At 69.3% G+C, this 22,647-nt stretch carries 28 protein-coding genes, 1 tRNA gene and 1 pseudogene; 15 read left to right on the top strand and 15 right to left on the bottom strand.

From position 1 onward, the window contains the following. Nucleotides 1–31 precede the first annotated feature (31 nt). Entirely contained in the window at nucleotides 32–1,246 is a 1,215-nt protein-coding gene (locus tag ITP53_RS12885) for an MFS transporter (RefSeq protein ID WP_195895592.1), read from the top strand. A 24-nt stretch (nucleotides 1,247–1,270) separates the two neighbouring features. Then, entirely contained in the window at nucleotides 1,271–1,657 is a 387-nt protein-coding gene (locus ITP53_RS12880; protein WP_195895591.1) for a VOC family protein, read from the top strand. 118 nt (nucleotides 1,658–1,775) lie between these two features. Here ITP53_RS12880 and ITP53_RS12875 read toward each other — a convergent pair whose 3' ends face one another. After that, nucleotides 1,776–3,107: a helix-turn-helix domain-containing protein gene (locus ITP53_RS12875; protein WP_195895590.1), complete on the bottom strand. Its 1,332-nt coding sequence runs from the start codon at nucleotides 3,105–3,107 to the stop codon at nucleotides 1,776–1,778. Between the two features lie 113 nt (nucleotides 3,108–3,220). Between ITP53_RS12875 and ITP53_RS12870 the strand changes: the two genes are divergently transcribed. Together ITP53_RS12870 and ITP53_RS61040 are read left to right on the top strand one after the other, a co-directional pair. After that, nucleotides 3,221–3,661 carry a nuclear transport factor 2 family protein gene (locus ITP53_RS12870; RefSeq protein WP_195895589.1) on the top strand — a complete coding sequence of 147 codons (441 nt, stop codon included), beginning with the start codon at nucleotides 3,221–3,223 and terminating at the stop codon, nucleotides 3,659–3,661. Nucleotides 3,662–3,670: 9 nt separating this feature from the next. Continuing rightward, nucleotides 3,671–4,057, top strand: coding sequence for a DUF4158 domain-containing protein (locus ITP53_RS61040; RefSeq protein WP_195895621.1), 387 nt, complete (start codon nucleotides 3,671–3,673; stop codon nucleotides 4,055–4,057). Here ITP53_RS61040 and ITP53_RS12860 read toward each other — a convergent pair. The 3 genes and pseudogenes from ITP53_RS12860 to ITP53_RS12850 form a co-directional block, all read right to left on the bottom strand. Further along, on the bottom strand, nucleotides 4,054–5,073 hold the full coding sequence (locus tag ITP53_RS12860) for a S8 family serine peptidase (protein ID WP_207755904.1): 1,020 nt from the start codon (nucleotides 5,071–5,073) through the stop codon (nucleotides 4,054–4,056). The two genes, ITP53_RS61040 and ITP53_RS12860, sit on opposite strands and share 4 nt — an antisense overlap. Before the next feature lie 65 nt (nucleotides 5,074–5,138). Next, nucleotides 5,139–5,204 (bottom strand): annotated as a pseudogene (locus ITP53_RS61035) (hypothetical protein); the annotation flags it as partial. A 498-nt stretch (nucleotides 5,205–5,702) separates the two neighbouring features. Beyond that, a complete protein-coding gene (locus ITP53_RS12850; protein WP_195895587.1) occupies nucleotides 5,703–6,548 on the bottom strand; it encodes an MBL fold metallo-hydrolase in 846 nt (281 codons plus the stop codon). Between the two features lie 182 nt (nucleotides 6,549–6,730). On the opposite strand from ITP53_RS12850, the gene ITP53_RS12845 reads away from it, so the two are divergent. Further along, nucleotides 6,731–7,081 (top strand): ArsR/SmtB family transcription factor, encoded by a 351-nt coding sequence (locus ITP53_RS12845; RefSeq protein WP_328814388.1) that lies wholly within the window; start codon nucleotides 6,731–6,733, stop codon nucleotides 7,079–7,081. A gap of 377 nt (nucleotides 7,082–7,458) precedes the next feature. Here ITP53_RS12845 and ITP53_RS12840 read toward each other — a convergent pair whose 3' ends face one another. From ITP53_RS12840 to ITP53_RS12815, 7 genes are all read right to left on the bottom strand, one after another. Next, the gene (locus tag ITP53_RS12840; RefSeq protein WP_195895586.1) at nucleotides 7,459–7,632 is read right to left on the bottom strand and encodes a hypothetical protein; all 174 of its coding nucleotides are present in this window, start codon (nucleotides 7,630–7,632) and stop codon (nucleotides 7,459–7,461) included. Nucleotides 7,633–7,647: 15 nt separating this feature from the next. Continuing rightward, the gene (locus ITP53_RS59180) at nucleotides 7,648–7,776 is read right to left on the bottom strand and encodes a hypothetical protein (RefSeq protein WP_268961023.1); all 129 of its coding nucleotides are present in this window, start codon (nucleotides 7,774–7,776) and stop codon (nucleotides 7,648–7,650) included. Continuing rightward, nucleotides 7,773–7,964 (bottom strand): hypothetical protein, encoded by a 192-nt coding sequence (locus tag ITP53_RS12835; protein WP_195895623.1) that lies wholly within the window; start codon nucleotides 7,962–7,964, stop codon nucleotides 7,773–7,775. Before ITP53_RS12835 ends, ITP53_RS59180 begins: the two co-directional genes overlap by 4 nt. Nucleotides 7,965–8,123: 159 nt before the next feature. Beyond that, on the bottom strand, nucleotides 8,124–8,312 hold the full coding sequence (locus ITP53_RS59175; RefSeq protein WP_328814391.1) for a hypothetical protein: 189 nt from the start codon (nucleotides 8,310–8,312) through the stop codon (nucleotides 8,124–8,126). Nucleotides 8,313–8,566: 254 nt separating this feature from the next. Beyond that, a tRNA-Lys gene (locus ITP53_RS12825) sits at nucleotides 8,567–8,640 on the bottom strand. A 43-nt stretch (nucleotides 8,641–8,683) separates the two neighbouring features. After that, on the bottom strand, nucleotides 8,684–9,607 hold the full coding sequence (locus ITP53_RS12820) for a nucleoside hydrolase (protein ID WP_195895585.1): 924 nt from the start codon (nucleotides 9,605–9,607) through the stop codon (nucleotides 8,684–8,686). A gap of 239 nt (nucleotides 9,608–9,846) precedes the next feature. After that, complete coding sequence (locus tag ITP53_RS12815; RefSeq protein ID WP_195895584.1) at nucleotides 9,847–10,239, bottom strand: OsmC family protein; 393 nt, start codon at nucleotides 10,237–10,239, stop codon at nucleotides 9,847–9,849. A gap of 51 nt (nucleotides 10,240–10,290) precedes the next feature. Between ITP53_RS12815 and ITP53_RS12810 the strand changes: the two genes are divergently transcribed. Continuing rightward, on the top strand, nucleotides 10,291–10,998 hold the full coding sequence (locus ITP53_RS12810) for a ferredoxin reductase domain-containing protein (protein WP_195895583.1): 708 nt from the start codon (nucleotides 10,291–10,293) through the stop codon (nucleotides 10,996–10,998). A gap of 50 nt (nucleotides 10,999–11,048) precedes the next feature. After that, nucleotides 11,049–11,825 (top strand): FAD:protein FMN transferase, encoded by a 777-nt coding sequence (locus tag ITP53_RS12805; protein ID WP_195895582.1) that lies wholly within the window; start codon nucleotides 11,049–11,051, stop codon nucleotides 11,823–11,825. Between the two features lie 20 nt (nucleotides 11,826–11,845). Here ITP53_RS12805 and ITP53_RS12800 read toward each other — a convergent pair whose 3' ends face one another. Beyond that, nucleotides 11,846–12,115, bottom strand: coding sequence for a hypothetical protein (locus tag ITP53_RS12800; RefSeq protein WP_195895581.1), 270 nt, complete (start codon nucleotides 12,113–12,115; stop codon nucleotides 11,846–11,848). A gap of 133 nt (nucleotides 12,116–12,248) precedes the next feature. On the opposite strand from ITP53_RS12800, the gene ITP53_RS12795 reads away from it, so the two are divergent. After that, nucleotides 12,249–12,629: a phage holin family protein gene (locus ITP53_RS12795; protein ID WP_195895580.1), complete on the top strand. Its 381-nt coding sequence runs from the start codon at nucleotides 12,249–12,251 to the stop codon at nucleotides 12,627–12,629. A 6-nt stretch (nucleotides 12,630–12,635) separates the two neighbouring features. Beyond that, the gene (locus ITP53_RS12790; protein WP_195895579.1) at nucleotides 12,636–13,958 is read left to right on the top strand and encodes an aromatic amino acid ammonia-lyase; all 1,323 of its coding nucleotides are present in this window, start codon (nucleotides 12,636–12,638) and stop codon (nucleotides 13,956–13,958) included. An 11-nt stretch (nucleotides 13,959–13,969) separates the two neighbouring features. Here the strand turns inward: ITP53_RS12790 and ITP53_RS12785 are convergent, their stop codons facing one another. Next, entirely contained in the window at nucleotides 13,970–14,959 is a 990-nt protein-coding gene (locus ITP53_RS12785) for a LacI family DNA-binding transcriptional regulator (RefSeq protein WP_195895578.1), read from the bottom strand. 220 nt (nucleotides 14,960–15,179) lie between these two features. On the opposite strand from ITP53_RS12785, the gene ITP53_RS12780 reads away from it, so the two are divergent. Beyond that, on the top strand, nucleotides 15,180–16,040 hold the full coding sequence (locus ITP53_RS12780; RefSeq protein ID WP_328814387.1) for an amidohydrolase family protein: 861 nt from the start codon (nucleotides 15,180–15,182) through the stop codon (nucleotides 16,038–16,040). Next, complete coding sequence (locus ITP53_RS12775; RefSeq protein WP_195895577.1) at nucleotides 16,037–16,567, top strand: cysteine dioxygenase; 531 nt, start codon at nucleotides 16,037–16,039, stop codon at nucleotides 16,565–16,567. The genes ITP53_RS12780 and ITP53_RS12775 overlap by 4 nt, the downstream gene beginning before the upstream one ends. A gap of 166 nt (nucleotides 16,568–16,733) precedes the next feature. On the opposite strand, the gene ITP53_RS12770 is transcribed toward ITP53_RS12775, so the two are convergent. Together ITP53_RS12770 and ITP53_RS12765 are read right to left on the bottom strand one after the other, a co-directional pair. Further along, nucleotides 16,734–17,432 carry a hypothetical protein gene (locus tag ITP53_RS12770; protein ID WP_195895576.1) on the bottom strand — a complete coding sequence of 233 codons (699 nt, stop codon included), beginning with the start codon at nucleotides 17,430–17,432 and terminating at the stop codon, nucleotides 16,734–16,736. Between the two features lie 25 nt (nucleotides 17,433–17,457). Beyond that, on the bottom strand, nucleotides 17,458–18,612 hold the full coding sequence (locus ITP53_RS12765; protein ID WP_407941229.1) for a CynX/NimT family MFS transporter: 1,155 nt from the start codon (nucleotides 18,610–18,612) through the stop codon (nucleotides 17,458–17,460). Between the two features lie 74 nt (nucleotides 18,613–18,686). Between ITP53_RS12765 and ITP53_RS12760 the strand changes: the two genes are divergently transcribed. The 4 genes from ITP53_RS12760 to ITP53_RS12745 all read left to right on the top strand — a co-directional run bounded on the left by ITP53_RS12760 (nucleotide 18,687) and on the right by ITP53_RS12745 (nucleotide 22,637). Continuing rightward, nucleotides 18,687–19,676 (top strand): LacI family DNA-binding transcriptional regulator, encoded by a 990-nt coding sequence (locus tag ITP53_RS12760; RefSeq protein ID WP_407941228.1) that lies wholly within the window; start codon nucleotides 18,687–18,689, stop codon nucleotides 19,674–19,676. 7 nt (nucleotides 19,677–19,683) lie between these two features. After that, nucleotides 19,684–20,370, top strand: coding sequence for an ArsR/SmtB family transcription factor (locus tag ITP53_RS12755; protein ID WP_195895574.1), 687 nt, complete (start codon nucleotides 19,684–19,686; stop codon nucleotides 20,368–20,370). Between the two features lie 77 nt (nucleotides 20,371–20,447). Further along, nucleotides 20,448–21,413, top strand: coding sequence for a sugar-binding transcriptional regulator (locus ITP53_RS12750; protein WP_195895573.1), 966 nt, complete (start codon nucleotides 20,448–20,450; stop codon nucleotides 21,411–21,413). Nucleotides 21,414–21,545: 132 nt separating this feature from the next. After that, nucleotides 21,546–22,637: an ABC transporter substrate-binding protein gene (locus ITP53_RS12745; protein ID WP_207755901.1), complete on the top strand. Its 1,092-nt coding sequence runs from the start codon at nucleotides 21,546–21,548 to the stop codon at nucleotides 22,635–22,637. The last annotated feature ends 10 nt before the right edge of the window (nucleotides 22,638–22,647 follow it).

Raw genomic sequence — 22,647 nt, 5'->3', positions numbered from 1 at the left:
TCCTTCACATGGAACAATCAGAAAGAAGAAAATGGCCACACACGGCGAACACCCGCACTCGACCTTGAGATCATGGTTGGGTGTTTCAGCAATCACGGCCAGTCTGTTCGTCTTCCTCACCACCGAGTTGATGCCCGTCGGCCTGCTCACCCCGATAAGTACAAGCCTGCGCATATCGGTGGGCATTGCCGGACTGATGGTTACTCTTTACGGCGTCTCGGCCGGACTCGGCGTACCGTTCATCGTGGCATGGACCAGGCGCGTCAACCGACGCGTCCTGCTGTCCGCACTCCTGGCGATATTGACCCTGGGAAACGTGATCACTGCCATCTCGCCGAACTATCCGCTGGTCCTGACCACACGGCTCCTCATGGGATTCGCCAGCGGCACGTTCTGGGGCATAGGCGTGGCCATGTCGATGCGCCTCGTCCCGCAACGCCACGCGAGCAGGGCGGCCGCGATCGTCATGTCCGGCATCTCGGTCGCCTCGGTCGTCGGCATACCGCTGGGAACAATCGTGGAAGACCTCACCGACTGGCGCACCACGTTCCTCATCTGGGCCGGCCTCAGCGCGCTGGTGTTCCTCGCGGTCGTCACCGTCATCCCATCGCTGCCGTCGGCGAACGCGGTTTCGGTACGGGAGGTCTTCGGACTCCCACTCAAGAACGTGCAGCTGCGTTTGGTGCTGTTCACCGTCGTACTGTTCGTGCTCGGCCATTTCGGTGCGTACACCTTCGTGCGCCCCTACCTCGAGGGCAATTCGTTCGCCACACCCCTCTTCATCACCGTGCTGCTGATGGTTTACGGCGCGGGCGGCGCGGCCGGAAACGTCGTCGCCGGACACACGGTGAACAAAAACTTGAGAGGCAGCTTCATCGTCGGCTGCGCGGGGCTCGTGCTGTCCTTGCTGTTGCTGCTCACGATCGCTCACGGGCAGGTCGGCTCGGTCGTGTCGCTGATTCTCTGGGGACTTTCCTTCGGCGCCGTCCAGCTGTGCCAGGTCAACATGACGCAAACCGCCGCACCTGACACCTTCGAAGCCGCGATGTCACTCAACACCATGGCCTACAACACCTCCATTGCGCTCGGGGCGCTTTTCGGTGGACTGTTCGTCGATCATCTGGGTGTCACCAGTGTCGTCTGGTTCGGCGTGGCACTGACAGCGGCTTCGCTGCTCCTCACGCTCAGCACCCGCCAGAGGACCTCACGTCCCGTCCCCGACGATGCGTTGGCCCCCAGCGAATAAGCCAGCTAACAGAGGAGATTAGCGGTGCGCGTAAAAGCGTTTGATCACCTGGTGCTCAATGTGCGGGACGTTGAGCGAGCACTGGAGTTCTATTCGGAAACACTCGGACTCGAGCAGGAGCGGGTTCCGGAGTGGCGGGCGGGTAAGGCGCCCTTCCCATCGGTACGGGTCAACGAATCCACCATAATCGACCTGGTCAATCGCCCGCGCGGCGAGTCGAATGTGGATCACATCTGCCTTGTAGTGGATCCTGTGGACTGGCAGAAGGTGATCGATTCCGGCGTCTTCACCGTGCTGGAGGGGCCGGTCCGCCGGTTCGGCGCGCGTGGCGACGCGCAGTCGGTGTATGTCCAGGACCCGGACGGCAATACCGTCGAGCTGCGCTGGTATCCCAAGGATGCCAAGCGGTAAGTCGTGCCGGGATCGGGCGGCCGCGTGATTCCACGATCGATGCGGCCGTGCAGGCACCGTTCGAGCCTGTGGGTGCCAAGAACTCGGCCGCCCTATGCGACCTGCGCGTATTCGTGGATCAGCCCGCCGAGGCGGTCACGTCGGATCGCGTCAGTGGGCGTGACGGCTGCCGGTAGCCGGCCGCCGTCAAGCCTTGACGGTAGCTGCGCAAGGCCGCTGTGGTGTCGCCGCGTTCCTCGTGCAGGCTGCCCATCCGGTTCCAGAGGTTGACGACGGAGCGTCCCGGAGCCGCGTGTGCCAGCGCGCGTTCCCCTTCGTCCAGGGCGGCAAAGGCCTGCGCCGGGTCGTTCGCCGCGAGGTGGACCATGCCGAGAGCGATCAACGCTTCGGCTTCGGCCACCGGAGCCGCGTCGGCGGTGAGCCTGGAACGGGCGGCCTGCGCCCAGCGCAGCGCCTCGTCGAGGTCGCCGAGTTGCACTGCGGCGCGGGCCAGGTAGGTCTCGCACTCGCTGATCTCCGCCGGGCTGCCCAGTTGCGTGAGGCGGTCGTGCGCGTCGAGGAGGAACTCACGGGCTTGTCCGGGGTCGGCGGGTTCGCCATCCAGGAGCAGCTCGCCGTAGAAGGTGCGCAGGACGGCGAGGTTGCGCTGGTGGTCGGTCTCGCCGAACAGGGCCAGGGCGCGGTCGGCGAAGGCCTTGGCGTCGGCGCCTCTGCCCTGGTAGTGGGCGGTGACGGCGGCGTTCCAGTAGGCCGAGCCCCTGGCCAACGGGCTGCCTGTGCCGTCGGAGATCTCAATGAGGCGTCGCAGCAGGTGCGCGGCGCGTACGAGGTCGCTCCGGTGGATATAGACGCCGGCCAGGGTGACGCCCAGCCGCACCGCGCTATCGCTCCATTCCACGCCCAGGTCCTCGAACGTGGCCATCGCCCGCTCGCCGAGGTCAGCGGCATAGCCGTAGTCGCCCAGGTCCCGGCTGCAGCGCAGCACGTCCGTGGCCCGTTCGGCCCAGAGCGCGGTGCCCGGCTCCGCGGCCTTCCACAGCGCTTCGTAGGCGGTGATTGCCTGCTCGGTGCGGCCCAGCAACTCCAGCGCCCGGGCCCGGCCAAGCTCGGCCCGCGCATGGAACGGGGGCGGGCCGCTCCGTGTGACCGCCTCGAACTCGCGCAAGGCGTCCTCGGCGGTGGCGTGCTGCAGGGCCAGTTCGGCGAAGGCAAGCCGGCGTTCGGTCTCCTGCCACAGATCAGGCTGCCGGCCGGTGGCGAGGTGGTCGGGCGTGGTGCCGAGCTGCTCGGCCAGGTACCGCAGCACCTCGGGTGACGGACGCCGCCGGCCCGACTCGATCAAGGAGAGGTAGCCGGCCGACAGCAGGCCCGGCTTGACCAGCGCCGCCTGTAAGAGCCCCTGCTCCTGGCGCAGTTCCCGGATGCGCCGCCCGACCCCCTCATCCGTCATGCAAGGCAGCCTACCAGGGAGTAATTCTCCGATTTACTCTGGATAACACCATCCATTACAGTTGCCCCGCCTCCCGAAGGAGGCTGCCTCACCTAACGAAAGGCGCTTTGGCCATGACGACTCACGACACCAAGATCGAAGCCATCGGCAGGTTCTTCACCGCCTACGCCGCCCACGACCTCGCGGGCATCCGCGAAGTGCTGGCCGACGACATCGAATGGACGATCCCTGGCCACCACCCCCTGTCGGGCGTCAAGCGCGGAGTGGAGGAGGTCGTCGCGTTCTTCACCCAGCTGGGCAAGTCCGGCTTCCAGGCCGATCCGCTGTTCCTAGAGGCCAACGAGGAGTACGTCGTGGACATCCACCGCGGCTGGACCACCGAGGGTATCGGCAAGGTCGACACCATGTGGGCCCTCGTGTGGCACTTCAACGCCGACGGAAAGGTCGACCGGGTGGTCAACCTCTCCGCCGACCAGCACCAGATGGACGCCTTCATCTGGAACAACTACTCCCTGGCCCCGCTCCCCGCCCGCCTGGCCGCTTCGCCGGAGTAAGCGCGCAGGCTGCTGACTCCGGCAGCCTCGGCGGAGTCGCGTCCACGATCAGCCATCCGATCCCTCTCTGATGAGCAGATCGTCCGCTACGAACGCTTTCCCGAGGAGCCCTCGCTGGCCGAGCTGGAGCAGTTCTTCCGGCTCGACCGCGCGGCGCTGGAGGCCTTGGCGGCCAAGCGGCGTCCGGCCACCAGGCTGGGGTGGGCGGTGCAGTGTGGGACGGTGCGGATGCTCGGGATGTCCCTGACCAAGGATCCGCTGGCGGTCCCGCCGGGCGCGGTGGCGTTCGTGGCCGAGCAGCTCCGGCGTACTTCGCCGACTACGGCCACCGTCAGCAGACCGTCTACGAGCATGCGTAGGAGATCGGCCTTCGAGGAGGCTGAGTGCGGGAATTAGCGTAGCCGGCGGAGTGTGATCACGGCTGCTGTTCCGTGAAGGGATCCTCCAACGGAACGGCACCCGGCCGGACTACAGACCCCCGACGGCGGCTGGGAACGCGGGGAGCTCATCTTCGACCCTTCGGTGCCGGCGTTGCCGGCCGCCACCACGAAGAGCGTGCCCGTCTCCTCTGACAGGGTGTTCACCGCCTGCTCGACGGGGTCGACGCCGGGCTCATCACTCGCTCCTATGCTCATGTTGACGACCTTGGCCTTGACCTCGGTGGCGGCCCACTCCATGCCGGCCGGCATCGCCGAGTCGGAGATGCCGTCGGCACCGCCCACCTTCCCCACGGCGATGTGGGCCCCAGGCGCGACGCCACGGTACTTCTCCCCGGCCCCGGCGACGATCGAGGAGACATGGGTGCCGTGCCCCGACACGGTCCACCATGTCGGGTTCATCGGAGAAGTTGCGCTCCTGGGTGATGACGCCCTGAGGTCGGGATGGCCGGCGTCGTAGCCGCTGTCGAGCACCACCACCGTGACACCCTGACCGGTGAACCCCTGCTTCCACGCCTCGGTCGCGCCGATCTGCCTGGTGCTGCGGTCCAGCGTGAACGACCGGCGCCCGTCGAGCCAGATCTTGCCCTTCCCGGCGGCCAGGGTACGGACCCCGCCCACCAGGTCCTGCCACGTCCGCGCGGTGGTGTTCTTCGGCACCTTCACCGCCGCCACACCCAGGTCGGTGAGCTTCCGGGTCGGACGGGCCCCGCTCAGCGTCGGGGCGGGCCCCTTGGTCGCCTGGGTGATCAGCGGAATCTCGGCTGTGCCGGCGTCGCCGTACTTCCATTCGAGGAGCTGGGTCACGTCGAAGAGTCGATCGTCGAGCACTCCCTCGGCGACGAGCGGGAACGCGTCCGAGGGGATGACGTGGAGGTGGCCGTCGCGAAACTGCGTCGAGTAGCGGACCTGCCGTCCAGGAGCGGGCCGCCCCGAGCGACCTGCGCATACTCGTGGATCAGCCCGCCGAGGCAATCACGGCGGATGACCTTGATATCGGCCTCAACCGGGTCGGGCAAGGCTTGTAGCGGAGCAGCCTGGCCTAAGGATCGATGGGGGCGATGCTCGTTGAAATGAGCCTCGTACGCAGCGAGTACCGACCGCAGATGCCGGAGCTCTGGTGATCAGCACCCGATCGGGCACCTCTCGGCGCAGGGCGCCGATCCATCGCTCCCTGGAACGAACGCCATCTACGGCATTCCCTGCGCGAGTATGAGGAGTTCTACAACCAGTACCGAGCCCATCAAGCCCTGGACCAGGCGACTCCACTCCGCGTCCCGGACTCGATCATCGATCCGGCCAGAATGTTCGACCTGAACCTACGTCGGCGAGACCGGCTTGGCAGGGTCCTCCACGAATACTCATACCGCTTGAACTGCATGGATTGGGTTTCGGCAGGCGCAGGCTCCCCAGGCGGGGGTTGGTACGCCGTCCTCGGAGAAGCCCCCGCGCCGGCCGGGATCGGGGGCGATCCCTCGGCTGTTGCAGCGGGTGGCCCACAACTCGTCTCCGAGGACGGCTCATGCTTCAGGGCGTCCGGATCCTCCCGCCACAGCCGATCCTACTGATACGGCATCCGCACGTTGATCCTCAGAGTGTGGTTGCTATGAGGCGTCGTCCAGTGCGAAGCGCATGTACCGTTCCGCCGAACGACGCACCGCAGCCCATCCATCGGCAGTGACCACCCGTCCCCAGAATGCTCCGTAGATGCGTTCGAAGGCGAACGGTTCGATCAACTCGAGTGCGCGGCGGATGGTGCGTGGTCGCTCCGGAATGAAGTTGGGGATGCTGTACATGAAGCTGACCCACCGCCGGTCCATCACCACCATGAAGATGTCGCCACTGAAGAGCGCGCCGCGTCCCTCGGGGTCATCGCTCCAGTGCAGTACGGTGCCCCCGGCGAAGTGCGTGCCCGCGTTGATCAGCGTCATGCTGGGCGTGATCTGGTGGGTGTCGCCCGTCCAGTACTCGATCAGCGGATCGGGCCGCCCGACCCAATCATGGTCCGCGGCGTGGACGTACACCGGGGCGTCGAAGGTCCGGGCCCACTCGGTCATCACGCCGTAGAAGTGCGGATGGCTGACGGCGATCGCGCTGATCCCGCCCAGCTTCTCGATCTCTACAGCAAGATTGTCATCGAGATAGCCCACGCAATCCCACAGCACGTTGCCGGACGGCGAGCGGATCAGCAGCGCACGCTGGCCGACCGCCACCGACGGCACCGCGCCGACCCCATGCACACCGGGACCCTCCTCATCGATCCGACCGCGATGCCCGTCGGCGCGCAACTCGGCCAGTGTGGTCCATTGTTGGCCTGCCCAACCGACATACTGCCGCTCGTCCAGACAGATCGGGCAATCGGCGCGCGGTGCCCCGTATTGCACACCGCAGGTACGGCAGATCGGAAGCTGTGCACTGGTACTGGATGTGACCGGTTTCGATGGCGACATCAACACTCTCCTTCTGACGATGCTTGCAGCTACCGATGCAGGGACCTGCCTTACGGGAGTCCCGGGATGGGGTCGCGGCCGGTTCACCGAGGCGGTGGCGTCGGCGTGAGGAGGATCCCTATATAGGCAGATGACTATTTAGTCTCTAGGCAATATAGGGAGATGGCGAATAAGGTGTCAACGTGGAGAACGCAGAGGTGCGGTGGGCCGAGATGTTGCGGGCGCTGGGTCATCCGGTGCGGCTGGGCATCATGCGACGGTTGGCAGCCCGGCCAGAGACCTGCGCATGCGACTTCAGCGACGTGTTCGGGCTGAAGCAACCCACCATCAGCCAGCACCTCAAGGTGCTCCGCGAGGCTGATCTGGTCACCACGCGCCGCCGCGGCAACCAGATCTGCTACTCAGTGCACCCCGACGCGATTCTCGAGCTCACCGACACGCTTGGCGCGCTCGCGGCCCGACCCGCCGACGCAACTTCTCGTTCGGGACGAACATCCGGCCCGGGTGCGCTGGATCGCGTAGACCGGCCCTGACGTGGTCACGGCGCCGGTCTTACTGCATTGCCTCCGGCGGGGGCGTTCCGGCTCCGGGGAGACCAAGATCACGGCTCACGGTGGTGGAGTAATTGCGATCCAAGCCTGCCCGTCTGCCATCGCCCCAGAACAAGTCCTGACCCGAAAATTCGACCTTCACGTGGGCAGGCGGCAGCGAACCCCTAGCAGCAATGAGCGATAGTGATTCGCGGTGAGTTGTGTCAGGTCGGCTCGGGCTCGATGAGGACGGCCTTGCCGTTGCGGATGACGATCTTCTGGCCGGTGAGGGCCTGTAACTGGCTGGCTAGGCTGCGGGCGCGACGGTCTTTGTTGATGCGGGTTTCGTAGTAGTCGGCACCCAGGTCATGGAAGGGGGCCTAGGGGTCGGATAGCAGCTGATAGACGACGGGGAGCACCGAGTTCCCGGCGGGCTCCTCGGCGGCCACGGGGCCCACTCCGGTGATCTCATCGAGCTGGGCCGCCTGAGCCGAGAAAGGGCTGACCGCGCGGATCGACCTGGGCGTCGTGGCCGCCGCGGCCGGGATGAGCACCTGCGCGCTGGCCCGCTACCAGCACTTCGTTCCCGCCCTGGACCAGCCCACCGCGGTCGCGGCCAGCAGGCTGGCGATCACGGCTTCCCAGTCGATCCGCGCCATCGCCTCGCTGGTCGGCACCAGCTTGTAGAAGCCGGTCACGTACCGGGCGTGCCCTCCCGCAGCTGCCCGTCCGGACTCACTACAGCGTCGTACCCGTGCACGTCGAGGCCGGGGATCTGGCGGTGATCCTCAACGTCAGCGCAGTGCGCCCACGTCAGGAACGGGGCACCTCGCTCCAACGCGGCCAGCCAGGGACGCAGCACCAGATCGGCCTCGTCGGCCAACACCCCGGCCTCGACGTCTACCCCGCCCGGCGCAGCTCGGCCAGGCCGCCTCACCCCACGATGTGGGGTCGATCACGGCAACCACAATGCGAACGATCCCAGCTTCGATCAGCAGCGCGCGGCAGGCAGGAGCACGGCCCACATGGTTGCAGGGTTCCAAGGTCACCACGGCCGTGCCGCCGCGGGCAGCGGGCCAGCCGCGACGAGGGCGTTGACCTCCGTGTGCGCCTCACCCTTGCGGCGGTGGAAGCCCTCGCCGACCACACGGCCGCCCGAATCGAGGATCACACAACCCACCGGCGGATTCGGGGCTCGTCGTGCCGAAGCCCAGTGGAGACACGGCAATCGCACGTCGAGCTTGATCAACTCTTTGTCAGAAGGAGAACGGATCCGGCCTTGAATGCCCACCACGCCTTCCGGTTTGGTGTTCCATTGATAGTCCTACGGGTCTGACCCTACGAACGGGCCCAAGCCGGGTTCCGGAACGCCCGGCCACGTGCCGAAGAGCATCCAGCGAGCAACCACGGGAGCACCTCAACGCGGCCGGGGCCCCTTGAAAACCGAGAAACCCCAGCTCAACGTGCCGAGCTGGGGTTTCTGTGCGGTGCGCCGCCAGGGACTCGAACCCCGGACCCGCTGATTAAGAGTCAGCTGCTCTAACCAACTGAGCTAGCGGCGCAACGGGTGTAACTCTATCAGCCGGCGAGCACTGCTCCACACCATCAGCCGAGCCGGACGGCCAGCCCCTCGTACGCCTCCAGCACCAGATCCCAGAACCGCTTCACGTCCAGCGAGGTGCCCACGAGCGCGTTCGGCCGCCGGTCGCCGAGCTCGAAGTCCGTGACCGTCATGCCCCTGGTGAACCGCCCGGCGGTCTCGACGTCCACCACGGCGGGGACGCAGGTGAACAGCGACGGATCGAGCACGTACGCCACCGCGCACGCGTCATGGATGGCCGGCCCGCCCTCGGCCGTCACCACCCCGTAGAACCGCGCGGCGGGCACCAGCAGACCGGACAGGCGCCCGAGCGGCCGCATGCGCTCCAGCACGTCCGAGGTCACCACGGCGGTCAGCGTCACGTCGAGCCCCATCATCGTCACCGTCCACCCCGCCTCGAAGACGATGGCGGCCGCCTCGGGATCGGCCAGCATGTTGAACTCGGCCGCCGGATTGTGGTTGCCGCGCGTGTAGGAGCCGCCCATGATGACCAGGTCGCGGGCCCACTCCACGACGCGGGGCTCACGGCGTACGGCGAGGGCGATGTTCGTCAGCGGTCCCACGGCCACCAGAGTGATCTCGCCGGGGGCGGCGCGCAGGGTCTCCACGATGAAGTCCACCGCGTGCCCCTCCGCCGGGCCCCGCGTGGCCACGGGCAGCACCACGTCGCCCAGCCCGGTGGCCCCATGCACACCGGCGGCCCGCACGGTCTCCCGCAACAGCGCCCCGGCGCTGCCGGCGGTCACGGGCACGTCACCGAACTCCAGGAACTCCCTGAGCGCCAGCGCGTTTGCCGTGGTCAGCGCGAGATCGACGTTGCCGCCGACCGTGGTGACGCCCACCACGCCGAGGGAGGGGGAACCGGCCGCCAGGGCCAGGGCGAGCGCGTCATCGATGCCGGGGTCACAGTCAATGAGAACTTTCTTCACTTACCAGAGGGTACGCATGGATCGGGCCGGGCAGTTCCCCCAAAGCTGCCCGGCCCGATCGTTGGCGGTCCAGGCCGACGCTTTCCCCCAAAAACGTCGGCGGTCCCGCACTTTGCGAACCGCGGTCCCCCTCCGCGTCCGCATCGGTGAAGGTCTGTCGGTCTGTTGACCTGCTACAACGCTACCGAGACGAATGCAACGGTCGCGTCATAACGGGGTCGAATATCTGTTTAATCCGACTACGGAAGCTCCAACCGAACCTCCGTTCCCTCCTCCAACGACCTACCCACCGTGCAGTACTTCTCGTGAACCCGCTGCGCGACCGCGCGGAACACCTCGCCGGCCTCCTCCGACGGCAGCTCCACGTCGTACGTCACCGTCACCGAGCCGAGCTTGTTCGACTCGACCTTCTCGCCGGACACCGACATCGCCAGGCGGACGAGCCGGTGACCGCGCTTGGCGGTGAGCGGCTCGACGGTCACGATGTTGCACCCGCCGAGCGCCGCCAGCAGCAACTCCACCGGGGTGAACACGCCATCCTCGTCGCCACCGCCGATCCGCACCTCGGCACCTCGGGCGTTGGTGGCCCGGAACCCGCCCTCTTCAGTCCGCTCGACACTTACGTTAGCCATGTTTCAGACCCTACTCAGAAACCTTTAATGTTCATTCACGATGGTGGTCGCATGGCTAGCGAGGTGAATGCGAATCCAGGGCCCGTCCTGTTCTGGTGCGGGGTCGCGGTCGCCGAGTTCGGCGCGATCCGACCGGGTTTCGGCTATCCGTGGCGTCCTTCGGCGTATGCCGCCGCGGCGCTGCTCATCGCGATGGGGCTCATCATCGTCAAGGCAGCTGACCATCTGCGCACCGAGCAGGCCAGGCAGCGGCTGAGACTCGGCGGCTACCTGGCGGGCGCGCTGCTGGTGGCCCACCAGTTCAGTTCCACGGCCTACGTGACGGAGCTCAGCCGCGCGGGCTCGCTCATCCTCTACGCGATGGCGGCCGTGATGGCGGTCCTCAGCCACCAGGTCCCCGGCCCGACCAGGCCGTCGCTGCTCATCGCCACCGGCCTCGACCCGGCCGCGCTGCGCACCCGCCTGGCCGCCCCGGAGTCCGCGGACACCGTGGCGGTCTACCGGACCGCGCAGGCCACCGACGAGCTGCGCGACCTCGAGGCGAGATACCGGCTCATCCTCGTCGTCGGCGAGGAGCACGACCCGCGGGTCAAGGAGCGCCTCAGCGCCTCCGGCCTGAGCCGCGAGATCCCCGACATCGCCGAGCGCGAGGTCGTGGTGGCCGGCCCACCCCAGTTCAAGCGGTACGTCCGCGGCGCCCTGTCACGCCTTGCCATCCCCAGATCACAGATCCATTTCAAATCAGCGCAAAAGGTTTAGCCTGACGTTACGCGTCGTCTGCAAGCGTGGGGTGCGGACAAGGAGGCAAAGTGACGACTTTCCCCGGAACCGCTCGTGCCGAAATGGTCATGGGCATGCCGGTCAGTGTGGATATCCGCACGATGCTGCCCGCGCGTGAGCTGAAGCCCCTGCTGGACGACGCGTTCGCCTGGCTGAGGTGGGTCGACGACACCTTCAGCCCGGCCAAGGAGGACAGCCAGATCGGCCGGCTCAACCGAGGCCAGACGATCAGGCAGATCCCCGAGCTCATCGAGGTCCTGCACCGCTGCGACGAGCTCAGCGAGGCCACCGGCGGCTGGTTCGAGGCCCGCATCAACGGCGTCATCGACCCGTCCGGCTACATCAAGGGCTGGGCGCTGGAGCGACTGTCCCGGGCGCTGTCCAACGCGGGCGCGGGCGACCACCGCCTCACCGCGGGCGACGACATCCGCGTACGCGGCTCGGCCGCCCCGGGCAAGCGCTGGCGGATCGGCGTCCGCGACCCGCGCACCGACGTGGTCCGCAAGGTCGTCTTCGCCAACGACCTGGGCATCGCGACCTCGGGCGGCGCGCCCGTCGTGAATCCGCGCACGGGCAAGGTCCAGGAGTCGCTCAACTCGGTCACCGTGATCGGCCCCGACCTGGGCCTGGCCGACGCCTACGCCACCGCCGTCTACGCCATGGGCCCGGTGCTGGCCCGCCGCTTCGCCGCCGACCTGGCGGAGTCGGGGCCGTACCAAACTCTGATCATCGGTCGCGACGGGCAGGAGGTGGCCACCCCGGGCTTCGCCGAATACAGTGGCGCCGAGGCCCGTCTGGTGGGCTGACCGCGCCGGGCGGGGCGGGGTCACGCGTCGGGATGTCTGCGCAGATAGTCGATGTAGATCGGACGCAGTGCCTCGCCCAGCTCTCCCTCTCCCGACGCGATCGCATCGCTGAGCAGCGCGGAGACCCGGGTGAGATCCGCGGCGGTCTCGTGACCGCTCGCGGCCTCCGCGGCCGGGATCACCTTCAGCAGATCCCACAGAAACCCCAGATCACCGTGGCGTACGGCATAACGCACCGCCCGATCGTGCAACTCGTGCACCGGCAACGCCTCAAGCCCGTTCGCGTTCATGACAGTCCTCCCCTGCACGCCCCTTCCCCGCGTTGGGCCGACGATAACCGGTGACTACCAGGAGTGAGCGAAGGGCATCGTACTGACCGCGCCCCTATCGCAGCGCCGATCACAAGTGGGAGGATCAACCAGCGTGAGATTCATCATCAGAACCATTGCCGCGGCGATCGCCCTCTGGGTGGCCGTCCAGTTCCTCGATGGCATCAAGGTCAACGTCGAGACCAACACGGCGACGTACTGGGGCGTGCTGCTGCTGGTGGCGTTGATCTTCGGCATCGTCAACGCGATCGTCAAGCCCATCATCAAGTCGCTGGGGTGCGCGCTCATCGTCCTGACGCTGGGCCTGTTCCTGCTCGTGATCAACGCGGCCATGCTGCTGCTGACGAGCTGGATCGCCGGCCAGCTGGACATCCCCTTCCACGTCGACAACTTCTACCCTGCCGCGTTCTGGGGCGCGATCATCATCAGCGTGGTGAGCTGGCTGCTGGGCCTGCTGATCCCCGACAAAGACTGACCCTCCATGCTGCTCGACGGTGCCGGCCTGACGTGCGCGCAGGTGCACGAAGCCGCCTACGGCGGGGCCCGGGTGACGATCGACTCGCTCGATCGGGCCCGGGCCGCCTGGGCCACCGCGCAGGGTCTGCACGGCCCCGTCTACGGCCGCAGCACCGGCGTCGGCGCCAACAAGGACTTCGCGCTCGAGCACGGCGGCCTCGACCTGCTCCGCAGCCACGCGTGCGGCGCAGGCCCGCCGGTGGAGCCCGCCCGCGCCAGGGCGATGCTCGTGGTCCGGCTCAACCAGCTACTCGCGGGCGGCTCCGGCGTCGACCCCGCCCTGCTCCCGGTCCTGGCCGACGCCGTCAACGGCGGTTTCACCCCGCCGATCCGCACATACGGCGCCATCGGCACCGGGGACCTCCCGGCCCTCGCCACCACCGCCCTGTGCCTGCTCGGCGAGCTGCCCTGGCTCGGCGGTGACCGGTCGGCGCCCGCGCCCCGCTATGCCATGAACCCTGACGACGCGCTGCCGTTCATCAGCTCGGGCGCCGCCACGCTGGCCGACGCCGCGATCGCCGTCCATCGCCTGCGACTCCTCCTGGAAGCCGCCGTCGACGTCGCCGCCCTGTCGTTCATCGCCGTCGACGCCTCCGCGGAGCCGCTGGCCGCCGCCGTACAGGAGGCCCGTCCCCAGCCCGGTCAGGCCGCCGTCGCCGAACGCCTGCGCGCGCTGCTCACCGGCCGGCAGCCCGCCCGCATCCAGGACCCGTACGGCTACCGCGCCTTCGCCCAGGTGCACGGCGCCGCCACGGACACGCTCGACCGCGCCACCGCGGTCGTCGAGATCGACCTCAACGCCGCGACCGAGAACCCGCTCTTCGCCGGCACCCTGGCCTGGCACAACGGCAACTTCCACACGGCGCCCGTGGCCCTGGCCCTGGACGCGCTGCGAGCCGCCGTCGCGCAGACGGCCCAGCTCAGCACGGCCCGCCTGGCCACGCTCATGGACCCGGCCTACACCGGCCGACTCCCCTTCCTCGCCGACCGCCCCGGCCGCTCAGGAGCCATGATCCTGGAGTACGTCGCCCAGGACGCCCTGGCCGAGCTCCGCCACCTGGCGACCCCGGTGACGACGGGCACCGCGGTGATCTCCCGGGCCGTGGAGGACCACGCCGGCTTCGCCACCCAGGCCGCCCGTCACGTGCTGCGCTGCCTGGAGCCGCTGGAGCTCGTGCTGGCCTGCGAGCGCACCGCCGCGATCCGCGCCCTGCACACCCCTGCCCCGGACCGCCCGCTCACCGAGGACCTGGAGGAGTCCCGCCGCGCGCTGTCACCACCTGCCTGACGACCGCCCGGTCACGGCGGTTCGGCGACCGAGCCGCGCTCTCTGAGTGTGGGGGCCTGGACGACGCGGCGGCGACGGGTCCCGCCGTCGGCCGCCGCCGAGATGAGCCGGACCGCCGCCCGCACGATCCCGTCGATGTCCCAGTCGACGGTCGTGAGCCCCGGCGTGAGCAGCCCCGACATCGGGTAGTCGTCGTAGCCCATGACCGACACGTCGCCAGGAATCGACAGCCCGAGCTCCTGCGCCGCCGCGTAGACCCCGTAGGCGATCGAGTCGGCGAAGCAGAACACCGCGCTCGGCTTCTTCTCTGTCAGGATGCGCAGGGCGGCCGAGGTGGCGCCGGCCAGCCCGTGGGGCGCGGTGGCGACCTCGATGTCCAGCCCGAGGCGCTCGGCCTCGGCGGTGGCGTAGACGTCGGCGGGGCGGTCGGGCGTGCTGGCCTGCGTCGAGGTGAGCACGGAGACGCGATGGTGGCCGAGGGAGCGCAGGTGCTCCAGGGCCAGCGTCACCCCGCGCCGGTTGTCGAAGACGACCTCGCCGGCCGTGCCCGCGAGCGCGTCGCCGATCGCCACCACGGGCAGTGACTCGCACAGCTCCGTCCAGAAGGCGGCGGCCGGGTCGAGCGGCTGCACGATCATGCCGTCCACCCGCTGGTCGCGTAGCTGCTGGGCGAGGAGGCGCTCCCTGGCGGGGTCGCCGACCGCGTCGAGGATCAGCGCGTAGCGGTCCTTCTCCCGCAGCCCCCGGCTGATCCGGACCGCGAGCGACTGCTGCCACAGGTCCTCCAGGGAGCCGCAGAGCAGGCCGATCATGCCGGTGCGGCCGCTGGCCAGCGCCCTGGCGATGGGATCGGCCTCGTAGCCGAGCTCGGCGGCGGCCGCGCGGACGCGCTCCATCGTCTCCTCGGACACCTGGAGACCGCGTAGGGCGTAGGAGACGGCCGCCGGTGACAGCCCTGTGGCCTGGGCCACTTCACGGATCGTCGCTCTCTTGCGAGCCATTAGGCCAGCTTATTGCGTCAGCCCGACAGAAGCTGCCCGTGTTCGGCCTCGCGTTCGCGTGGGTGGTGTTCATGACGCCTGCCGCGTCGCGGAAGCCGTTGACAAAACGGTGGGTGAAGCGGTTCACTGAACCGTATCACTGAAGCGTTTCACTGCCTTGGTTCCGCAGGCGGACTGGATTTACAGGTAATGTGAGTAGGAAATTAGGGGAGGTGCGATCGTGGCCATCGACGTGCATCAGCATGTGTGGACGCGTGCGTTCGTCGATGCGTTGCGGGCCCGCACCTCTCCGCCGTACCTCGACGGGTGGACGCTGATCCTCGACGGCGAGCCGCCGTACGAGGTGGATCCCGCCGATCACGAGCACCGCGACACCACCGGGCTGGAGCTCGCGCTGGTGTCGCTGTCGAGCCCGCTCGGCATCGAGTCCCTGCCGCCCGAGGAGTGCTGGCCGCTGCTCGACGCCTACCACGACGGCGCGCTGGCGCTCGGCGCACCCTTCGGCGTGTGGGCGGCCACCTGCCACAGCGAGCCGGACCCCGAGCGCCTGGCCGCGGATCTCGGCCGGGGCTGCGCCGGGCTGCAGATCCCCGCCACGGCCGTGCCCGACGACCGGCTGCTCGACGTGCTCACCGAGCGGGACCTGCCGCTGTTCGTCCATCCCGGTCCCGCGAGCCCGGCTCCGGGCACGCCGCCCTGGTGGCCGGCGGTGGTGTCGTACGTGCAGCAGATGCACGCCGCCTGGCACTACTTCCACGCCGTCGTCAGGCCCAGACACCCCCGGCTGCGGGTGTGCTTCGCGCTCCTCGCGGGCCTCGCGCCACTGCACTCAGAACGCCTGATCGCCAGGGGCGGCACCGGCCGCGGCCTGGTCGACCCGGACGTCTTCGTGGAGACCTCCTCCTACGGCCCACGCGCCATCGACGCGATCGTCCGCGAACTGGGCATCGACGTCGTCGTCAACGGCTCCGACGCCCCCTACGCCACCGCCCCGGACCCCGGACTCGGCACGGCGGCCGATCATGCCATCCGTGCCGTCAACCCCCGTCGTCTACTAGCCAGAAGGGAGTCTCGTACGTGAGCACGAACCAGATCCAAGGCGGGGGCACCTGTGCCCGGTTGCCGGAGCGCACCCTTGACCGGCGTGAGTTGCGGGAGCTGGTCGACGAGCTGGCCGCCAACCCGGAGGAGTGGGGTGAGCTGGTGGAGTTCCCCGAGGACGGCGGGCGGCACTACGCCTCGCTCTACCGCGACGCGTACGTGGACGTCTGGGTCTTGTGCTGGCGCCCCGAGGACGACACGGGCTGGCACGACCACGACATCTCCTCCGGGGCCGTCCACGTGGTGCGGGGCGCGCTGCTGGAGTGCAACCCGCGCATCGGCGGCGAGCACCTGGAGACGGTGGTGTCGGTGGGGCAGTCGTTCTCGTTCGGGCCTGACCACATCCACCGGCTGAACGGCGCGGTCGGCACCAGCGTCTCGATCCACGCGTACTCGCCGCCACTGTGGCGGCTCGGCCAGTACTCGATCGACGGCACCGGCGTCATGCGCCGCATCTCGGTGAGCTACGCCGACGAACTCAGACCTGTTGACTGCCTCACTCCGTGAGGCGGGCTCGGTCGCCTCACGCCGCCGCCTTCCCCCCACTCCGGTCGCTACGCTCCCTACGCTCCTCCAGGCGACGGCACTCCCTCGCGAGCTCATGGCCTCACCCCGTGAGGCGGGCTCGGTCGCCTCACGCCGCCGCCTTCCCCCGCTCCGGTCGCTACGCTCCCTACGCTCCTCCAGGCGACGGCACTCCCTCGCGAGGTCGTGGTGGCCTGAGCACGCAGCAGCTTCCGCAGGGCTCGACGTCGGGCAGTGTGATCCACAGGCAGCAGGTCCTGCGGAAGTAGGTGTCGCCGGCGGGCTCGACCAGCCCGTCGACCGGCGGGCCGATCTCCTTCAGCAACCTCATGTAGTCGCCGGGCACGATCGAGGTCAGCGGGTGGGCGACCGCCTCCGCCGTGGACCCCCACAGGGTCCGTTCGCCCACCTTGGCCCGCGCGCTGATGACCGTGACCAGCGGCTGCTGCGACTCGGCCAGCGCCGCGCGGATCGCGCCCGCGCCGGTGTCCCAGCTCACGCGGGTGGCCGCGATCGTCACCCCCGCCCCGGACACCTTGAAGTACGTGTCCGCGAACCGCATGATCGGCACCCGCCCGTCCAGCGCCCACCCGAGCGCCATCGGCAGAGTGTGCCAGTAGCTGTAGGTCTTCCAGAACAGCGCCGCGCCGACGTGCCCCGGCGCGTTCCAGCGCGCGGCCGTCTCCTCGATCAGCCCGTCCAGAATCCGGTACGGCGCCCGCACCAGCTCCGCGACCGGCGTCCAGCCCTCATCGGGCTCGGCGGCGGGCTCGATGACGAGGCCGGGCAGGACCCCGATCACCCCGCCCCGCCCGTCGGCCATGCGCTGGAGCGCCTCGCTGAGCACAAATCCCCCACTTCAAAGGTTAGCCTTACCTGAAAGTAGCAGGGCGTCCGGCGAACCAGCCAACCAAGATCTGCACCGCGAGCACGCCCAGCCCCGCCGTCAGCGGTACGGACCAGCCGCCCGACACCTCCCTGAGCAGGCCGAACAGCAGCGGCCCCAGCGCGGCCACCACATACCCCGCGGACTGGGCCACGGCCGACAACGCCGTCACCGCGGCGGGATCGGCCGGCCGCAACGTGATGATCAGCAGGGCCAGTGCGAATGAGGCCCCCTGGCCGAGCCCCAGCACGATCATCCACAACCACGGCACGGTCGCCGGCGCCAGCAGGACGCCCAGATACCCGAACACGGTCAGCGCGCCCGCCCCGACCACATACGACACCTGGGAGGGCCGCCGCCCGGCCAGGACGGGGACCGTGAGGGAGGCGGCCACCTGGACCAGGTTCGTCAGGCTGAGGAGGTAACCCGCCTGGTCGGCGGGCAGGCCGGCGTCCAGGAAGATGGTCGGGAGCCAGGCGAGCATGACGTAGAAGGTGAGTGACTGCAGGCCCATCAGCCCGGTCACGTACCAGGTCACGCGACTGCGCAGCACAATCCCGTACGGCCTGGGCCCGTTCTGCGGCCCGGCCTGCTCGGACAGCGCCTGCGGCAGCCAGAGCAGCGCCGCGAGCAGGGCGGGCACGGCCAGCAGCGCCGAGACGCCGCGCCAGCCGTATCCGGTGGCGTGTTCCATCGGGATCACCACCGCGGAGACGGCGGCGGAGCCGGCCACCACGCCGGAGACGTAGACGCCGGTCAGGAGATTGATTCTGGACGGGAAGTGGTGCTTGACGATGCCGGGCATGGAGACGTTCATGACCGCGATGGCGGTGGCGGCGAGAGCGGAGCCGAGGTAGAGCACGAGCGCGCCGCCGAGGCCGCGCAGCGCCACGCCGGCCGCGAGGACGATCAGGCCGGCCAGGAGCGTGCGGTCGAGGCCGACCCGCCGCGCGAGCAGCGGCGCGACCGGCCCGAACACGCCCAGGCAGACCACCATGACGGTGGTGATCGCGCCGCCGCCGGCGGGCGAGAGGCCCACGTCGCTCATGATCTCGTCGAGGAGCGGGGAGACGCCCGCGATGGCCGGCCGCAGATTGAGTGCGGCCAGGACGAAGCCGGCCACGAGCAAGGCTGATCTCACGGACATAGGTGACCACTCTGGCATAGCGGGCTGACAACGTTGTCTACCAGGCCGGAGTAGGAAATGATCCTGGCGTGAGACCGACGATGAAGGACGTGGCCACGGCGGCGGGCGTGGCGCTGAAGACCGTCTCGCGCGTCGTGAACGGCGAGCCGGGCGTGCACCCGGCCACCGCCGAGCGGGTGCGCGCGGCCATCGACCGGCTGGGCTACAGCCGCAACGAGAGCGCGCGGGTGCTGCGCAGCGGCAGGACCGCCACGATCGGGCTGGTCATCGAGGACGTCGCGGACCCGTTCTACTCGGGGCTGAGCCGGGCCGTGGAGGGCGTCGTCATCGGGCACGGCTGCCTGCTGCTGAGCGGCTCGTCCGGGGAGGAGCCCGGCAGGGAGCGGGAGCTGGTCGAGACGTTCTGCGCGCGCCGGGTGGACGGGCTGATCATGGTGCCGGCCGGCGACGATCACACGTACCTGTGGGCCGAGCTGGAGACCGGCACCCCCGTGGTGTTCGCCGACCGGCCGCCGGGGTCGGGCATCGACGTCGACACCGTGCTCACCGACAACGCAGGCGGGGCCGCGCTGGCCGTACGCCATCTGCTGGGTCACGGGCACCATCGGATCGCCTTCCTCGGTGACGACCCGGAGATCTACACGGCCGCCGAACGGTTACGCGGTTACCGCGCGGCGCTCGGAGGGCTGTTCGACGAGCGGCTGGTGTGGATGGGGCCGCCGTCGCCGGATCCCGTACGCGCCGCGCTGGACGGGATGTTCACGCTGGAGTCGCCACCGACGGCGTTGTTCACCGGCAACGGGCGCTACACCGTGACCACGTTGCGCGCCCTGGCGGGGCGGCGGGTGGCGCTGGTCGGGTTCGACGACTTCGAGCTGGCGGACCTGCTCGACCCGGCGGTGAGCACGGTGGCACAGGACCCGTCGTGGATGGGCCGGGTGGCGGCCGAGCTGCTCTTCCGCCGCCTGCGCGGCGACACGGGCCGGCCAGAGCACATCGAGCTCCCCGTCCGCCTCATCCCCCGCGGCTCCGGCGAACTCCCCCCACCACCCCGGTGAGTCGCGCGTGAGCCGCGGCACGCCGCTGGAGCAGGCGCACACGGAGATCGTCAGGGTGCTGGCCGGGCGCCAGGTGCCCCGCTGGGCCAGGGACCTGCTCCTCGGCCCGCACGTGGTCGAGTCGCTGGCCGACGCGTACGAGGCGCTCTGGACGGAGATCATCTCCCACGAGTGGCCGCGCTTCCGTGCGATCCTGCAGCGCGACGTGGCCCAGCGGGCGGGCCGGCTGGCGGCCTACGGCTGGGCGGCCGCGCTGGAGGACCTCAGCCCGCGCGTCCACTGGCGGCGCGGCGGGCACATCGAGGTCGAACTGATGTCGGCCGGCGGCTCCCACGGGCTCGGCGGCAAGGGGCTGCTCTTCGTGCCGTCGGCGTTCATGCGCGGCATCGGCGTCTACCTGGATGACGCGTGGCCGTACGCGATGATCTACCCGGCGAGGGGCATCGCCGCCGCGCCGCCCGCGCCGGACGCCGACCTGTCGGCGCTGATGGGCCGCACCCGCGCGCGCATCCTCGCCGAGCTGGCCGAGCCGGCGACGACCACGCAGCTCGCGGCCCTCCTGCGGCAGAGCGTCGGCACCACGGGCGGCCATCTCGCGGCCCTGCGCAGGACAGGGCTGATCACCGGCACCCGCACGGGCCGTAGCGTCCTGTACGCCCGCACCGCCCTCGGCGACGCCCTGGCCAACGGCTAGCCTTTCCCCCGGAGCTCACTAACGTATAGTCGTTGCACATCAGTTCAGCAAATATGTTCACAGCCAGGAGCGCGCGCATGAATGCCGCCGACGTCGCACCAGAGACGCAGGCCAGGTTCCCCCACGAGCTGATGTACGCGGCGGCCCAGCAGTACTACATGGAGGACGCCACCCAGGGCGACATCGCCAAGCGGCTGGGCGTGAGCAGGGCGACCGTGAGCAGGCTGCTCAACGAGGCCCGCAGGCACGGCATCGTCGAGATCAAGGTGCACCGGCCGGCCACGCTCGACGACGGCCCGCTGGCCGCCGACGTGGCACGCGCGCTCGACCTGGAACGGGTCCACCTGGTCCCCAAGGTCAACGGCCCGGCGCTCGGCCCCTGGCTGGCCCCGGGCGTGGCCCGCGCCCTGGCGACGGTGGGCCTGGAATCCGGTGACGTCGTGCTGGTCTCGTCGGGCACCACGGTCTACGAGTGCGCCCGCGAGGGGCTCGGCCGGTTCCCCGGCGTCACTATCGCGCCGGCGGTGGGCGGGCAGGAGGAGCCCCAACCCTGGTTCCAGACCAACGAGACCACCCGCATCCTGGCCGAACGCGTCGGCGGTGTGCCCGCCTACCTCTACGCGCCCGCGCTGCCGGGCCCAGAGCTGTTCTACTCGCTCCAGCACGAGCCGTCCGTGCGCCGCGTCATGGACCTGTGGGCGCACGCCAAGTGCGCCGTCGTCGGCGTCGGCTCGGCGCCGCTGATGCGGCAGATGATGCCCGCCTTCATGCCGCGCGACGCCGACAGCCTGCGTCACGCCGTGGGCGACGTCTGCATGCGGGTCTACGACCGCGACGGGGCGCCGATCACGTACCCGGGCAGTGAGCGGCTGGTGGCCACCCGGCTGGAGGAGCTGCGCCGCATCCCCGCCACGATCGCGGTCGCGGTGGGCGCGGAGAAGGTGCTGTCCATCGTCGCGGGCGCCAGGGGCGGCTACTTCAACCAGCTCGTCACCGACACGCCGACCGCCGAGGGCCTGGTGGCGGCCACCCGGCAGCTCTGAACATCTTTGCTGGACAAATGTTCTGAGCGCACGCTAACGTGAGCCGCACCACAGGGCATCCCCTCCTGTGAGGGCATGCCCCGTGCCTCGGGGGCAGCGAGCATCTTGATTTAGCGAGTGAGGAACGAACCCGTGAACAGAGCTCAATTGCGGACCTCCGCGTTCGCCGCGGCGGCGGTGCTCGCCGGCTCGGTGCTGGCCGGCTGCGGCTCGGGCACCGGCTCCACCGGCGCAAGCACCGGCGGCGGCACCGGGAACGGCGCCGACGGCAAGGTCGCCTTCCTCATGCCCGACCTCGCCTCGACCCGGTACGAGCTGCAGGACAAGCCCCTGTTCGAGGCCAGGATGAAGCAGCTGTGCCCCAGCTGCCAGGTCATCTACCAGAACGCCGACTCCGACGCCTCCAAGCAGCAGCAGCAGGCCAACTCGGCCCTCGCGCAGGGCGTCAAGGCGATCGTGATCGACCCGGTCGACTCCGCCGCGGCGGCCACCATCGTCAAGTCGGCGCAGGCCCAGCAGGTGCCGGTCATCGCCTACGACCGGCCGATCCCGGCCACGCCCGCCGACTACTACATCTCGTTCGACAACGAGAAGATCGGCTCCTTGATCGCCCAGTCTCTGGTCGACCACCTGAAGGCGGAGAACGCCGAGGGCGGCATCCTCCAGGTCAACGGCTCTCCCACGGACGCGGCGGCCGGGCTGATCAAGAAGGGCATCCACAGCGCGGTCGACCCGAGCGGGTTCAAGCTGCTGGCCGAGTACGACACCCCCGACTGGCAGCCGGAGAAGGCGCAGACCTGGGTCAGCGGCCAGATCACCCAGTTCAAGGACCAGATCGCCGGCGTGGTCGCGGCCAACGACGGCACCGGCGGCGGCTCGATCGCCGCGTTCAAGGCCGCGGGCGTCGAGGTGCCGCCGGTCACCGGCAACGACGCCGAGGTCGCCGCCGCGCAGCGGATCATCTCGGGCGACCAGTACAACACGATCTCCAAGCCCATCAAGATCGTCGCCGAGGCCGCCGCGAACGTGGCCTGGGACTTCATGCAGGGCAAGAAGCCCGCGGGCAAGGCCACGCTGTACAACACCCCCTCCCAGCTGTTCGTTCCCACGGTCGTGACCACGGAGAACATCAAGGAAGTCCTGTTCGACAGCGCCATCATGAAGGCCCCCGACGTGTGCACCGGCGCGTACGCCGCGGGCTGCGAAGAGCTCGGCATCAAGTAGGAGAACGCCG

Origin of the sequence: Nonomuraea cypriaca, assembly GCF_015645445.1 — a bacterium.
Taxonomy (GTDB): domain Bacteria; phylum Actinomycetota; class Actinomycetes; order Streptosporangiales; family Streptosporangiaceae; genus Nonomuraea; species Nonomuraea cypriaca.
This window is presented reverse-complemented; position numbering and strand designations above follow the sequence as displayed.